The sequence below is a fragment of the Flexivirga sp. genome (assembly GCF_035551235.1).
Lineage (GTDB): Bacteria > Actinomycetota > Actinomycetes > Actinomycetales > Dermatophilaceae > Flexivirga.
On record NZ_DASZNO010000039.1, the window covers coordinates 24,241 to 38,160 of the forward strand.

General features: G+C 68.0%; 12 protein-coding genes and 1 rRNA gene. 6 read left to right on the plus strand and 7 right to left on the minus strand.

Going from position 1 to position 13,920, the window contains the following annotated elements; all coding sequences use genetic code 11:
- Positions 1-120: 120 nt before the first annotated feature.
- Entirely contained in the window at positions 121-1,200 is a 1,080-nt protein-coding gene (locus tag VG502_RS14340; RefSeq protein ID WP_325550753.1) for a LacI family DNA-binding transcriptional regulator, read from the minus strand.
- A 71-nt stretch (positions 1,201-1,271) separates the two neighbouring features.
- On the opposite strand from VG502_RS14340, the gene VG502_RS14345 reads away from it, so the two are divergent.
- Entirely contained in the window at positions 1,272-2,585 is a 1,314-nt protein-coding gene (locus tag VG502_RS14345) for an MFS transporter (RefSeq protein WP_325550754.1), read from the plus strand.
- 130 nt (positions 2,586-2,715) lie between these two features.
- Positions 2,716-3,093, plus strand: coding sequence for a helix-turn-helix domain-containing protein (locus VG502_RS14350; RefSeq protein WP_325550755.1), 378 nt, complete (start codon positions 2,716-2,718; stop codon positions 3,091-3,093).
- Positions 3,094-3,097: 4 nt separating this feature from the next.
- Here the strand turns inward: VG502_RS14350 and VG502_RS14355 are convergent, their stop codons facing one another.
- Both VG502_RS14355 and VG502_RS14360 read right to left on the minus strand, forming a co-directional pair.
- Complete coding sequence (locus VG502_RS14355; RefSeq protein ID WP_325550756.1) at positions 3,098-3,688, minus strand: ClpP family protease; 591 nt, start codon at positions 3,686-3,688, stop codon at positions 3,098-3,100.
- On the minus strand, positions 3,685-4,305 hold the full coding sequence (locus VG502_RS14360; protein WP_325550757.1) for a ClpP family protease: 621 nt from the start codon (positions 4,303-4,305) through the stop codon (positions 3,685-3,687). Before VG502_RS14360 ends, VG502_RS14355 begins: the two co-directional genes overlap by 4 nt.
- Positions 4,306-4,401: 96 nt before the next feature.
- Here VG502_RS14360 and VG502_RS14365 point away from each other — a divergent pair, with 96 nt between their 5' ends.
- Both VG502_RS14365 and VG502_RS14370 read left to right on the plus strand, forming a co-directional pair.
- A complete protein-coding gene (locus VG502_RS14365; RefSeq protein ID WP_325550758.1) occupies positions 4,402-5,124 on the plus strand; it encodes a transporter substrate-binding domain-containing protein in 723 nt (240 codons plus the stop codon).
- 18 nt (positions 5,125-5,142) lie between these two features.
- Positions 5,143-7,122 carry a thioredoxin domain-containing protein gene (locus tag VG502_RS14370; protein ID WP_325550759.1) on the plus strand — a complete coding sequence of 660 codons (1,980 nt, stop codon included), beginning with the start codon at positions 5,143-5,145 and terminating at the stop codon, positions 7,120-7,122.
- On the opposite strand, the gene VG502_RS14375 is transcribed toward VG502_RS14370, so the two are convergent.
- Positions 7,097-7,999 carry an amidohydrolase family protein gene (locus VG502_RS14375; protein WP_325550760.1) on the minus strand — a complete coding sequence of 301 codons (903 nt, stop codon included), beginning with the start codon at positions 7,997-7,999 and terminating at the stop codon, positions 7,097-7,099. The two genes, VG502_RS14370 and VG502_RS14375, sit on opposite strands and share 26 nt — an antisense overlap.
- Positions 8,000-8,075: 76 nt before the next feature.
- Between VG502_RS14375 and VG502_RS14380 the strand changes: the two genes are divergently transcribed.
- Positions 8,076-8,546: a phosphoribosyltransferase gene (locus VG502_RS14380; protein ID WP_325550761.1), complete on the plus strand. Its 471-nt coding sequence runs from the start codon at positions 8,076-8,078 to the stop codon at positions 8,544-8,546.
- Here VG502_RS14380 and VG502_RS14385 read toward each other — a convergent pair.
- Positions 8,501-9,529 (minus strand): RNA polymerase subunit sigma-70, encoded by a 1,029-nt coding sequence (locus VG502_RS14385; RefSeq protein ID WP_325550762.1) that lies wholly within the window; start codon positions 9,527-9,529, stop codon positions 8,501-8,503. The genes VG502_RS14380 and VG502_RS14385 overlap by 46 nt on opposite strands.
- A gap of 150 nt (positions 9,530-9,679) precedes the next feature.
- Here VG502_RS14385 and VG502_RS14390 point away from each other — a divergent pair, with 150 nt between their 5' ends.
- Positions 9,680-10,252, plus strand: coding sequence for a dihydrofolate reductase family protein (locus VG502_RS14390; RefSeq protein ID WP_325550763.1), 573 nt, complete (start codon positions 9,680-9,682; stop codon positions 10,250-10,252).
- A gap of 7 nt (positions 10,253-10,259) precedes the next feature.
- On the opposite strand, the gene lysX is transcribed toward VG502_RS14390, so the two are convergent.
- Positions 10,260-13,679, minus strand: coding sequence for a bifunctional lysylphosphatidylglycerol synthetase/lysine--tRNA ligase LysX (gene lysX, locus VG502_RS14395; RefSeq protein WP_325550764.1), 3,420 nt, complete (start codon positions 13,677-13,679; stop codon positions 10,260-10,262).
- Between the two features lie 110 nt (positions 13,680-13,789).
- Positions 13,790-13,907: ribosomal RNA gene (gene rrf / locus VG502_RS14400) — 5S ribosomal RNA — on the minus strand.
- Positions 13,908-13,920 lie beyond the last annotated feature (13 nt).

Consider the following 13,920-nt stretch of genomic DNA (forward strand, 5'->3'; position numbering starts at 1 on the left):
CCGCGCAACCGGGTGGCAAAGTCCGCGCGCACCGAGGCGCTCGTTGACGGACCAAACAGCCATTGACGCCGCAGCAATGCCGTCAATCGCCGTTTCGAGCGTCACTCGGCGACCGGGCGATCACGCCCGCGGCGCCGGGCCGGTCGTGTCACCCACCCGCAGCGTCACCGGCACGACGACGTCGGACACGTCCTCGCCGGCGAGCAGCGACCGCACGACCTCGCCGACGGCGCGCCCCTTGTCGATCGGGTGCTGGTCGATCGTGGTGAGGGTCCGCGGGAACCACGGCAGCGAGACACCGTCGTAGCCGGTCACGGACAGGTCTTCGGGCACCCGCAGGCCACGGTCGAGCGCTGCCTGCACGACGCCGGCCGCCAGCAGGTCGCTCTGCGCGACGATCGCGGTCGGCGGGCGGTCGCCGTCCAGCAACAGCCGGGCAGCGGCGTACCCGGAGTCGAAGTCGGGCTCCTGCGCCTCGATGAGGGGTGCCTTCGCGAACACGTCACGCACGCCGATCGCCCGCTCGCGGGTGTCCGGGAAATGGCTCGCCCGCACCTCGGAGATGCTCCGGACACCCGTGTCGCCACCCCAGCGCAGCGGCATCATCACGTGCCCGACCCGGCGGTGCCCGAGGTCCCGCAGGAGCTGGGCGATGCTGCGGGAGGCTTCGCGCTCGTCCGACGTCACCTGCACATCCGCACCCCGGGGCGCCCCCGTGCCGACGACCGGAACGCCGCGGGTGGTGAATTGCGTTGCCAGCACGTTGTTCTCGTCCCCGCAGAGCATGAAGACCGCGGCGTCTGCTGCGACACGCGACACCTGTGGACCGCTGTCGCCATACCCCTCGGCCGTGTCCGGCAGGAGCAGCAGTCCGCACCCCATGTCGCCGACGACCTGGGACAGGCCGTCGAGCACCGACACGACATACGGATCCCGGAAGGCATGCAGGATGCGTCGCTCGACCACGGCCGCGATCACACCGCTGCGGCCGTGCCGCAGCGACGACGCGGTCGGGTCCGGCCCGCCATACCCGAGCTGTGCGGCAGCGGCCATGACCCGCTCGGCCGTGTCGGACGCGACCGGCTTGTTCCCGCTGAATACGAGGGACGCGGTCGACGTCGCGACGCCGGCGAGTTCGGCCACATCACGCAGGGTGACGCGGCCTGCTGGCCCGTTTCCCGCTTGACCTCCGACTGGCATGTGGAGCAGACTATCGAATCGATTCGATCGAATCGATTCGACGACCCTTCAGCACCCCGGCAAGGAACGGCATGACGATGACCGAGCGGGCAGCGGCACCCGTGGGCGGCCACCCCGACGTGGACCGAGTGCGCCGCGCGACCCTCGCCGTGACGGTGATGTTCGCGCTCAACGGCGCGGCCTTCGCGACCTTCGCCGCCCGACTCCCGGACGTGAAATCGCTGCTCGGCCTCTCCCCCGCCGGACTCGGCCTCTTCCTGATCTCCGGCTCCATCGGCAGCGTGATCGGTCTGCCGATGTCCGGCTGGGTCGCCGGTCGCCTCGGCGCACGCATCGCGGTCCGGACGGCGACCCTGGTCACCACGGCGGCATACCTCGCCACGGGTGTGGCCGTCGGCACGCATCACCACTGGACAGCCGTGGCCTTCCTGATGATCGCCGGCTGGGGCATCGGCCTCTGGGACGTCGTGATGAACCTCGAGGGTGCGATCGTCGAACGTCACCGGGGCCGCTCGATCATGCCGCGTTTCCACGCCATGTTCAGTGGTGGAACGGTGCTGGCCGCCCTCATCGGCGCCGCCGCCACGGCCGCGCACGTCCCGGTCTGGCTGCACATCGGCGTGGTGATGTGTCTTTTGGCCGCGGTCGGCATGTGGGCCGCCCTCAACTTCGAGAGCGTGCCACGTCTCGATGGCAAGCGACCCGATGCCGAAACGACGGATCCTTCTGTGCAGGAGAAGGTTTCGAGCCTCAGCGTCTGGCTCGACCCCCGGGTGCTGCTCATCGGTGTCGTGACCCTCGTGGCCGCGTTCACCGAGGGGACGGCCAACGACTGGCTGTCGCTGGCATTCGTCGAGGGCCACCACGTGCCCAAGTGGGCCGGCGTCCTCGCGTTCGCCATCTTCCTGTCCTGTATGACGGCCGGGCGCCTCGTCGGCACCAAGCTGCTCGACACCTACGGTCGGGTGCTCGTCCTCCGCGTGTGCTTCAGCCTGGCCGTGGTGGGCTGTCTGGTCGTCGTCTTCGGTCCGACCGCGCTGGCCTACCTCGGCATCGTGGTCTGGGGCGTCGGTGTCTCCCTCGGCTTCCCCGTCGGGATGAGCGCGGCAGCGGACGACCCGGCGCACGCCAATGCACGGATCTCGGTGATCAGCACGATCGCCTACACCGCGTTCCTCGCCGGGCCACCCTTCCTCGGCCTGCTCGGGGAGCACGTGGGGGTGCTGCACGCACTGCTCGCGGTCGGTGCCGCCGCGACCATCGCCCTCGCGCTCGTGCCGGCGGTGCGCGAGCCGGAGACTCCCGCACCCGCGCCGGAGGATCGTTCACCGGCGTGCGCAACGTCCGACCCCGCCGTCCTCCCGCCCGGTTCCTTCCGCGAATGACGGCTCCCTCGCCGAGTGACGGCGAGCTGGGACCGTCATTCGGCGAGGGAGCCGTCATTCGGGTTGGGTTGCGTTCTGCCCTGAGCAGAAAAGGTGTGGCGCCGCGGGCCCGCCGGGCTAGCGTCGAGACATGGGTGAAGTGCGACAACTCCGACAGCAGCGTCCGACCGTCGAGCCCCTGTGGCGGGAAGTGCTCGGCGCCCAACTACGCCGCGTCCGACTGCACCGGCATCGCACGATCACCACGACCGCGGATCGCGCCGGCATCTCCGCGCAATACCTTTCGGAGGTGGAGCGCGGCCGCAAGGACCCGTCCTCGGAGATCGTCGCCGCCATCGCCGGTGCCCTCGACTCCTCCCTCGCCGAGATCACCGACCTGACCGTCCGGGAGTTGCGACGCGAGTCGTCGCGCGCTCAGGCGGCCCAGGTCCTGGAGTTGCACAGCACCGCGCACGCCCGGCGACCGGCACCCTCGTCGTTGCGGGGACCGGTCGCCCTGGCGGCGTGACCCCTCAGCTGCGGTAGGCCATCACCTCGTCGGCAAGTCCGTAATCGACGGCCGCCTGCGGCGTGAAGATCCGGTCCCGGTCGGTGTCCTTGCGCAGCACGTCCAGCGGCTGGCCGGTGTGGTGCGCCAACACCTCCTCGGCCTCCGCGCGCAGTCGAATCACCTCATCCGCCGCCAGGATGATGTCCGGTATGGCGCCACGGCCACTCCCGGACGGCTGGTGCAACAACACCCGCGAGTGCGGCAGCACGCTGCGCTTGCCCGGCGCACCGGCCGCGAGCAGGATCGCCGCGGTGGAGCAGGCCTGCCCCACGCACGTCGTCGCCACCGGCGACTTCACGAACTGCATGGCGTCATACACGGCGAACGTCGCGGTCAGGGAGCCGCCGGGCGAGTTGATGTAGAGGTTGATCTCCTGGTCCGGCGCCACCGACTCCAGGTGCAGGATCTGTGCGATCAGGGCGTTGGAGACGCCATCGTCGATCTCGGTGCCGAGGTAGACGATGCGTTCGGACAGCAGATGGCTGTAGACGTCCATGACCCGGTCGCCGCGCGGCGACGAGGCGATGACGTTGGGAATGGTGTAGGAACTCATTTCTCCGAAACCCCCAGTCCGACAGGCATTTTACGCGGTTTGATGTGGTTCAGGTCGGTGATGACGTGATCGACGAACCCGTAGCTGACGGCCTGCTCGGCGGTGTACCAACGATCGCGCAACGAGTCCTCGAAGACCCGTTCCAGCGGTTGCCCGGTCAGCTCGGCGATGATGCCGAGCACGGTGTCCCGCGTCTGGCGCAGGTCGTCGGCCTGCAACTCGATGTCGACAGCGGTGCCGCCGAACCCGGCGCTGCCCTGGTGCATCAGGATCTTGGAATGCGGCAACGCGTAGCGCTTGCCCTTTTCCCCCGCGGTGAGGATGAATTGCCCTGCGCTGCAGGCGATCCCGAGGGCGAGGGTCGACACGTCGTTGGGGATGGCACGCATCACGTCCATGATCGCGAGCATCGCCGGGACCGAGCCACCCGGCGAGTTGATCCAGAAGCTGATGTCGGCACGCGGATCCGCCGCGGACAGCAGGTAGAGCTGCGAGATGAGCCGGGTGCCGATCTCGTCGTCGAGTGCGGTGTCGAGCACGATCACCCGTTGATCGAGCAGCTGCTCGGCGACCTGCCGGCTGAGTGGGTGCGGTGGTTTGACTTCTTCATCGGACATGTTTCGAGCATGCGCGAAACCTCCTGACAACAACCAGCTTTCGCTGCTGTGGGCAGCAAGACGCGGACGCGCCGCCCGGGGCTTTACCATCGAGCCATGACGACCACCATCGATCAGGCCCGCGCCGACCTCGCTCCGGACGGGGTCCTGCGTGCGGCCATCAACCTCGGCAATCCCGTTCTCGCGCAGGGTGATTCGCAGCACCCGAGCGGCGTCACCATCGACCTGGCCCGCGAAATCGCCCACCGCCTCGATACCGAGGTGCGCTTCACCTGCTTCGACGCGGCGCGCAAGTCGTTCCAAGAGTTGGCCGAAGGCCCGGCGACCCTGGGGTTTCTCGCCGTGGAGCCGGCGCGTGCCGAGCAGGTCACGTTCACAGCGCCGTACGTTCTCATCGACGGCGTGTATGCCGTGCCCGACGCCTCACCGCACCGCACCCCGGCGGACGTCGACGCCGCCGGTGTCCGGATCGGTGTGAAGGAGGGCTCGGCATACGACCTGTTCCTCTCCCGGACCCTCGAGCACGCGACGATCTTCCGCGGCGCCGACGGCACCACCACCTTCGCCGAGCAGGACCTCGACGTCGCAGCCGGCATCCGTGAGCCGGTCACGGCGTATGTCGCCTCGCATCCCGGCCTGCGGGTCATCGACGAGCCCTTCATGCAGATCCGGCAAGCCGTCGCCACCAAGCCGACAGTCCGCGCGGAGACCACCGGATGGCTCGACGCACTGCTCGACGAGCTGCTCGCCGGCGGATTCGTGGCCGACGCGCTGCGCCGATCGGGCCAGGGCGAGGGGCTGGCCGCACCTCGCAGCTGAAGGTGACAGGCTGAAGCCATGACCAACCGACTCGCCGACTCCCTGTCCCCGTACCTTCGTCAGCACGCGGACAACCCGGTCGACTGGCAGGAGTGGGGTCCGGCCGCACTGCAGGAGGCCGCCGACCGGGACCGGCCCATCCTGTTGTCCGTCGGGTATGCCGCCTGCCACTGGTGCCACGTCATGGCGCACGAGTCGTTCGAGGATGCCGAGGTCGCGGCAGCCATCAATGATTCGTTCATCGCGATCAAGGTGGACCGCGAGGAACGTCCGGACATCGACGCGGCGTACATGACTGCCACGACCGCGATGACCGGCCAGGGCGGCTGGCCGATGACCTGCTTGCTGACTCCGGACGGCAAGCCCTTCTTCGCCGGCACCTACCTGCCGAGACCGCAGTTCCTGCAACTGCTTTCGGCGGCCAAGCACGCCTGGGAGACCGACGCCGACGAGGTCAGGGCATCCGGTCAGAACGTCGCGACACAGCTCGCGGCGGCGGCGACCCGCGGCACTCCCAACGCACTCACCGAGCAGGTCACCGCCCACGCCGCCACCACCCTCCGGCAGTCGTATGACGAAAGGTATGGCGGCTTCGGTGGCGCGCCGAAGTTCCCGCCGTCCATGGTGCTGGAGTTCCTGCTGCGCCATCACACCCGCACCGGCGACCCCGACGCCCTGGCCATGGTCGAGCACACCTGCGAGTCGATGGCTCGTGGTGGCATCTACGACCAGCTCGCCGGCGGCTTCGCCCGCTACAGCGTGGACGCGACCTGGACGGTGCCGCACTTCGAGAAGATGCTCTACGACAACGCGCAACTCCTGCGCGTCTACGCGCACCTGTGGCGTATCAGCCGATCTCCACTCGTTGCCCGAATCGTCTCCGAGACAGCGCAATTCATCATCCGCGATCTCGGAACGGCCGACGGTGGCTTCGCCAGCGCACTCGACGCCGACACCGAGGGCGCCGAGGGCACGACCTACGTCTGGTCGACCGACGACCTTCGCGATGTCCTCGGCGACGAGGACTCCCGCTGGGCTGCCGAGTTGCTCGGCGTCACCGAGGACGGGACCTTCGAGCACGGCACCTCCACCCTGCAGTTGCTGCACGACCCGGACGACGCCGCGCGGTGGGAATCGATCCGTGCCAAGCTGATCGAGCGACGTGCCCAGCGGCCACAGCCGGACCGTGACGAGAAGGTCGTCACCTCCTGGAACGGCCTGGCGATCAGCGCACTCGCTGAAGCCGCGATGATCCTGCAGGAATCCGAATGGCTCGATGCAGCAAGGACTTCGGCCGACTTTCTGCTCGAGCGACACCTCGTCAACGGCAGGTTGCGGCGTACGTCGCTGGGCGGTCGGGTGAGTGCGGCTCCTGGCGTCGCCGATGACTACGGCAACTTCGGTGAAGCACTGCTCGCCCTGCATCAGGCGACCGGCGAGCAGCGCTATCTCGCCGACGCCGAGCAACTGCTGGCAACAGCACAGGACATCTTCGCCGGCGAGTCGGGCAGCTTCCGTGACGCCGCTGCGGACGGCGAGCAGCTGTTCTTCACACCGCGTGGCGCCGGCGACAACGCCGAGCCGTCGGGCACGTCCAGCGTTGCCGGTGCCCTGCTCACGCTCAGCGCACTCACCGGCGACGCTGCGGCACGTGAACGCGCCGAGACAGCACTTGCCGCGATGGGCGAAATCGCAATGCAAGCACCGCGATTCGCCGGGTGGGGCCTCGCGGTCGCCGAGGCCGCACTGGCTGGTCCGGTGCAGGTCGCCGTCGTCGGCGAGGACCGGGCATCCCGTGGCCTGGCCCGCGCAGCCTGGACGACGGCCGGCGCCGGCACCGTGATCGTGCAGGGCGCACCCGATGCCCCCGCGTCACCCCTGCTGGCCGACCGTCCTCTCGTGGGCGGCCGCTCGGCCGCCTACGTGTGTCATGGATTCGTCTGTCAGGCACCGGTCACCGACCGCGAGGAACTCATCGACCAGCTGCGGGGCCACTGAGCAGTCGAGTTCCATTGTCCCACAGGACCTTTCGCATCCAGTCGTCGCCGAGGTCCAGCCGGGCCAGTGCCGCGAGTTGGTGCGCGTAGGGATAGGGAATGTTCGGGAAGTCCGAGCCGAGCACCACCCGTTCCCCCAGCTCGGCGAGCCGTGCGACATAACCATCAGGCAGGGGTGCGAACCGATCGGTGAAGTCGGTGGCGACCATCGTGGTGTCCAACTGCACGTTGTCGTAGCGCTCCACCAGGTCGGCGAACTCGTGATACTCGGGCATCCCCGCGTGTGCGATCACCAGGGTCAGCCGCGGATGCTTCGTGAGAACACGCGCGATGCGCTCCGAGCCGGTGAATTCCCCTGGCAACGGCGCAGATCCGGCATGTATGACGACAGGCGCACCCGCCGCGGAGAGCTGTTCCCAGGCGCCGTCCAGTTGTGCGTCGTCCGGTGCATAGCGACCGACCTGCACGTGCATCTTGAAGAGTCGCGCACCTGAGGAGAGCGCGTCGGCGACATACTCCGCGACGTCCGGCTCGGGATAGAGCGTCCCGCAATGCACACTGTCCGGCACCCGGCGGGCGAAGTCCGCGTTCCACTCGTTGAGCCATCGCGCCATACCCGGCTTGTGCGGGTAGGTCAGCGCTGGGATCGCTCGCACGCCGAAGCCGCGCAACACCGCGAGCCGGGTCGCTTCGTCGAAGCGGTAGGTGATCGGCCACGCTGCACCGTAGTTGTCGGTCGCGGCATCGAAGTAGGCCCAGACCTTGCGCAACATCGGCTCGGGCAGGAAGTGCACATGGATGTCGGCGAGTCCCGGAATGTCCAGTGATCGCAGGTAATCCGGGATCTCCCAGTCGGTCCGGGGTCCGGCCGTCGTCATCCGACGCGTTCCTCGTCGATCGTCATGGCGCCAGCCTAACCACACGGCGGCACCGGCCCTGGAGTTGAATGTCCCCATGACACACGACCGCGAAGTGCTGACCTGGGACCTGTTCGGCAGCGCGAGCCGCGAGCTCGCACAGACGATCCACGACAGTGGTTACCGGCCCGACCTGATCATCTCGATCGCTCGCGGCGGGCTGATCCCGGCCGGCGCCATCAGCTACGCACTCGGGATGAAGAACGTGCACGTGCTCAACGTCGAGTTCTACACCGGCGTCGACGAGCGGCTTCCCATGCCCGTCATGCTGCCGCCGGTGCCGCAACCGGTCGACCTGTCCGGCGCGACGGTGCTGATCATCGACGACGTCGCCGACACCGGCGGCACCCTCGACCTGGTTCGCAAGTTCTGCGAGGGGCACGTCAAGGAGACGCGCTCGGCCGTCATCTACGAGAAGTCACGCTCGATCGTGAAGTGCGAATACGTCTGGAAACGCACCGATCAGTGGATCGACTTCCCCTGGTCGAGCCAGCCCGAGATCGGCTGAGCTCGGCCCGACGACCGCCCGACATGTCGGGCCTCGAACCGTACAAGTGCATTGATCCGGCTGCCCGCGAGACCGAGCACCACGAGCGCATTCGGGCGCAGCTCCCCGTCATCGCCTCGCACGTATGACTCGAAAGCAGGCTGTCCGTTGACGCGCGTTGGCCGGAGGGTGAAACGCCGACCGGACGCGAACAGCATGCCCAGGAACCGGGCGTTCAGGTCGCGACCGACATACTCCAGGGCGATCGGTGGCATCGCCATGAAGACGTCGTCGGTCAGCAACGCGACGATGCCATCGAGGTCGGCTGCCTCGTAGGCACGTGCGAAGCGCTCGACGAGTTCCTCCTCGGCACGCGACCCGGCTGCAGGGGGCGGCGCGTCGTCGACCCCACACTGCCGTTGCCGCAGCGCCGTGCGCGCCCGCTTCAGCGCACTGTGTACGGACTGCGTTGTGGCGTCGAGGATTTCGGCGACCTCTGAGGCGGGAAACCCGACTGCGTCGCACAGGATGAGCACCGCCACCTGCCGGGGCGGTAGCAATTGCAGAGCGGTCACGAACGCCAACGAGATCGACGCGTGCTGCTCATAACTCGCCGCCGGACCGGGCGCAGGCAGCGCGCCGCCGACCATCGCGTCGGGCAGCGGCTCGATCCACGGAACCTCGCCGAGCCGCGTGGGTGGCGGCGGCTCGATGGGCATGTCCCACGCCTTGGCCGGCCGTCGCCGGATCGTGCGGAGTGCGTTGAGGCAGCGGTTGGTCGCGATGCGATAGAGCCAGGTCCGCACCGAGGCCCGCTCCTGGAAGCCCTCGAGCCCCCGCCACGCTGCGAGGAGAGTCTCCTGAAGCACGTCCTCGGCATCCTCCACCGTGCCGAGCATCCGGTAGTTGTGCACGAGCAACTCGTGTCGGTATGGCGTCGTCAGTGTGTCGAACGCCGCGCTGTCGCCGGCTCGCGCGTCGCGCAGCAGGTCGGCTGTGCTCATCGGTTCCATCCTTCCTCGGTGTGGGGCGGCTGCCCGTCATACCGACACCGTCGAGGAGGCGAATTGGGCGCTCGGCGCGCGCCGATCTCACCGTCGCGGCGGTGTCTGACCACCTATCCGAACGAACACCTTCGAGAGATGGAGAAGGACATGAGCACGATCGTAGTCAGCGAGAACGTCACTGCCGATGGCGTGATGAAGGACCCGACCGGCGAGGAAGGCACCGCGGCCGGCGGCTGGTTCCAGGAGGTCAGCGGCGAGGATCTTCAGCAGTGGTCGAAGGTGCTCGCCGACGAGGCGTTCGAAGCCGAGGCGATGCTGATGGGGCGCGGAAGCTACGACTACTTCGTCGCTCGCGGCTGGCTCGACCGCGACGGTGCATGGGCACAGCGGCTGCGCGACATCCCGAAGTACGTCCTGTCGTCGACCTTGCGCGATCCGCAATGGAGCAACACGACCGTGATCTCCGGTGACCCCGTCGAAGCGACCGAGCAGCTGCTGCGGGAGGTCGACGGGACGATCCTGGTGAACGCGAGCGGTCGGCTCGTGACGACCCTGTGGAGGGCCGGACTCGTCGACGAGTTGCGACTGGTCCTCTTCCCCACGGTCGTGGGTGGGCGAGGTGGGTTTGCCGACCCCGGACGCCGGACCCGGTTGCAACTGCACGACATACGGCGCATCGGCGACAGCCTGGTCCAGCTGCGGTATGCCGTGACGCGGTAGTCGCGGGTCAGCCCTGCGGCCGCACGAAGGGGAACGCGAGCGTCGCCTTGATGCTCTGCCCGGTGAGCATCATCACGACACGGTCCACACCGAGCCCGAGGCCGCCGGTCGGCGGCATCGCGAGCTCGAGGCCGGCGAGGAACGCCTCGTCGAGCTGCATCGCCTCGACATCGCCGCCGGCCGCCGCGAGCGACTGCTGGGTGAACCGCTGTCGCTGGTCGACCGGGTCGGTCAGTTCGCTGTATGCCGTGCCCAATTCGGCGCCGAACGCCACGAGGTCCCACTGCTCGGTGAGGCGGTCGTCGTCGCGGTGCCGGCGCGCGAGCGGGGACACCTCGACGGGGAAGTCGCAGTAGAAGGTCGGGAATGTCGTCTGCTTCTCGACGAGCGCTTCGTAGAGCTCCATGACGAGCTGGCCGGCGGACTGGTCCGCTCGCACGGGCACTGCGTGATCCCGGCACACCTTGGCCACGTCATCACGGTCGGACGTCGAGGTGACCGTTGCGCCGGCCGCCTTCGACACCGCCTCGTGGACGCTGATCACCGGCCACGGTTGCGTCAGGTCGACCTCGTCATACCCGCCGGATCCGTTGGGCCGTAACGCGATCGGCCTACCGTGTACGGCAGTGGCGACGTTCAGCAGCACCTCACGGGTCAGTTCACGCATCATCGTGTAATCGCCATAGGCGGCATACGCCTCCAGCGAGGTGAACTCCGGGTTGTGCGTCGCGTCGGCTCCCTCGTTGCGGAAGTTGCGACCGATCTCGAAGATCCGTTGCATCCCACCGACGGCCAGCCGCTTCAAGTAGAGCTCGGGGGCGATCCGCAGGAAGAGCTCCATGTTGTAGGCGTTGATGTGGGTGGCGAACGGCCGGGCGGTAGCGCCTCCGTGCACCGGTTGCAGCATCGGCGTCTCGACCTCGAGGAATCCCTGGTCCTGGAAGGTCTCCCGCATCGCGCGCACCGCAGCGGATCGTTGCACCAGCAACTCGCGGGCACGCTGATCCAGGATGAGCTCGAGCGACCGGTTACGAGCCCGGGTGTCCTCACGCTGCCGGACACCGATCCCCGGCACCGGACGCAGGCACTTGGCGGCCATCTGCCAGGAGTGCATGACCACCGACAGTTCGCCGGTGCGGGAGGTCGCGACGGGGCCGGTCACGCTGACGAGGTCGCCGAGGTCGACCGCCCGGCGCCACAGGCAGCGGGCACTGTCGGGCGAGTCGGACGCGGTGACCATCACCTGCATCGACTCGCGCTCGTCCTGTATGACGGCGAACGACACTCCGCCGAGGTCTCGCAGGGCACGGACACGGCCGGCGATCGAGACGACGTGATCGGTGACGTGATTGGCCGGCAGGTCGGCGTACTGCTGCGCGATCGTCAGCACGCGATCGGTCCGCGCGACCGCGACCGGGTAGGCGTTGACGCCGACCTCGTCCAGCACCTCCAGCTTGTCGCGACGCACCCGCTGCTGCTCGGACAGGCGCACGGCAGGGGGCGCGGGCAGCAACAGCGCGCTCTCCTGCTCCCGGACACGATCCACGAACCAGGGCTCCGGTCGTGGCGGCTGCACATCCGACGGCCGCGGTCCGGTCAGCACCCGCGGGCCCATCATCGGCACGAAGCCCTCGGCGATACCCATCGCCAGACCGGCCCTCGGCACCGTCAACGCCGGGTCATAGCACAGCAGGCGCGGCACCCACGTCGGCTTGTACTTGTCGTTGGACCGGTAGAGCGTCTCGAGCTGGAAGAAGCGCGAGGCGAAGGACAGCGCCGCATCGTTGAACCGGGTGATCGGGCCGGCACCCACCTGGTCGGCGCTACTGAAGACCTCCCGGAACACCGCGAAGTTCAACGAGATTCGTCGTATGCCGTGCTCCGGGGCAGCCTCGATCAGCTCCGAAACAAGATATTCGTTCAGGCCGTTCTCGGCGTCCCGGTCGCGGCGCATCAGGTCCAGTGACGCTCCACGCACACCCCATGGGACGAAGGAGAGGAACCCACGGATCGTTCCCTGCGCATCGTGGGCGGTGATGATCACACAGCGCCCGTCGGCCGGATCGCCCAGACGATTGAGCGCCATCGAGAAACCGCGCTCCGTCTCCTCGCCACGCCATTGCTCCGCTAGCCCCTCGATGAGGCGCAGCTCCTCGGCGGACAGTTCCTCGTGCCGGCGCACCGAGGTCGTGTACCCGGCGCGCCGCAGCCGAGTGACGGCCTGGCGAACCGGACGCATCGACCGGCCGCGCAACGAGAACGTCTCGACATCGATGATCGCCTCGTCACCGAGCGCGAACGCCTTCAGCCCGGCCTCGACATACTCGTGCGAGCCGTGCTCGGAGCTGGACAGCACGGCCGGGTAGAGACCGTGCTCACGACACTGTTCGAGCCACGCCTGTATGGCGGGCTGCCACGACGCCGACCGCCCGATCGGGTCCGCGCTCGCGACGCTCACGCTGCCTTCGTTGCGGTAGGTCACCGCCGCTTGACCATCCGGGGAGAAGATGACGCTCTTGTCCCGTCGGGTGGCGAAATAACCCAGCGAGTCGTTCTCCCCGTACAACAGCAGCAGCCGGCGTATGGCGAGCTCCTCGTCGGCGGACTGAAAGTGTCGTCCGCGGCCCGACCGGACGAACACCAGGCTGGCCAGCAACAGGGCGACCGTCGACATGATGCCGGCGAGACCGTAGACCCACGTATGCCCGACGTGACCGTGCAATCCCGGCGTCGACTCGTCGGACGTCAGCCCGAACGTGGACCGCAGCGCGAAGCGACCGATCTCTCGGCTGCCCCGCAGCGTGTTGTCCGCGGTGCTCGACACCGCGAAGGTCACCAGGAAGGAAACGAGGAGTCCGACGATCAGCACCACCGCGGCCGCGACCCGGCTGCCCGCGGCAAGTCGAGCCGGGAACCCACGGCGGCTGGCGGCCACCACCACCAGCACGGCCAGTCCGATCACGAACGAGATCGCCGTGATGGGCACACTCGTCACGAAGGAGTGGTAGTCACGATCGAAACCGGTCAGCCGCGAGTCCTGCAACCAGTCCTGGCGGAGGACCGAGCCGAGCAGCAGCAGGAGACTGCTGAGGACACTCAGGAACATGAGCGCGACAACCACGGTGTGCCCGAATCGCAGCCGGCGCCGCACCGCACCGGCCAGCACGAAGAGGAGACAGACGATGAAGAGGCTCGGCTCGGCCGGGACATTGACCAGGCCGAGAGCGTCCTCGATGATCGAGACGACGATGTTGTTGTGCAGCGCAACGCTCAGTAGCGAGACGACTGCGGCGAACATGTACGTCCGGCCGATCCACCGCGCGACGTGCTCCCGCCACGGGATCTCCGTGCGCTGCCGGACTGCCGGCCCGCCGTACGGGTTGAACGATCCGCGCAGCAGCTTCGGCATCCGGACCCTGTCGCTCACACACACTCCCGCACGCTGTTGCGGGCGAATTCCGACCGCAACGACGATCTTACAGACAGAACATAAAAGTAGCCCCGCCTGACACAGGCGGGGCTACTTCATTAATGATTGTTCGGCGGTGTCCTACTCTCCCACACCCTACCGAGTGCAGTACCATCGGCGCTGAAGGGCTTAGCTTCCGGGTTCGGGATGTTACCGGGCGTTTCCCACTTCGCTATAACCGCCGTAACCCTGTGAAACA

Coding starts and splice junctions, on each gene's coding strand:
- VG502_RS14385 (WP_325550762.1), bottom strand. CDS start 9,529: ATGAGCACAGCCGACCTGCTGCGCGACGCGCGAGCCGGCGACAGCGCG.
- VG502_RS14355 (WP_325550756.1), bottom strand. CDS start 3,688: ATGAGTTCCTACACCATTCCCAACGTCATCGCCTCGTCGCCGCGCGGC.
- VG502_RS14365 (WP_325550758.1), top strand. CDS start 4,402: ATGACGACCACCATCGATCAGGCCCGCGCCGACCTCGCTCCGGACGGG.
- VG502_RS14360 (WP_325550757.1), bottom strand. CDS start 4,305: ATGTCCGATGAAGAAGTCAAACCACCGCACCCACTCAGCCGGCAGGTC.
- VG502_RS14390 (WP_325550763.1), top strand. CDS start 9,680: ATGAGCACGATCGTAGTCAGCGAGAACGTCACTGCCGATGGCGTGATG.
- VG502_RS14345 (WP_325550754.1), top strand. CDS start 1,272: ATGACGATGACCGAGCGGGCAGCGGCACCCGTGGGCGGCCACCCCGAC.
- VG502_RS14350 (WP_325550755.1), top strand. CDS start 2,716: ATGGGTGAAGTGCGACAACTCCGACAGCAGCGTCCGACCGTCGAGCCC.
- VG502_RS14370 (WP_325550759.1), top strand. CDS start 5,143: ATGACCAACCGACTCGCCGACTCCCTGTCCCCGTACCTTCGTCAGCAC.
- VG502_RS14375 (WP_325550760.1), bottom strand. CDS start 7,999: ATGACGACGGCCGGACCCCGGACCGACTGGGAGATCCCGGATTACCTG.
- VG502_RS14380 (WP_325550761.1), top strand. CDS start 8,076: ATGACACACGACCGCGAAGTGCTGACCTGGGACCTGTTCGGCAGCGCG.
- VG502_RS14340 (WP_325550753.1), bottom strand. CDS start 1,200: ATGCCAGTCGGAGGTCAAGCGGGAAACGGGCCAGCAGGCCGCGTCACC.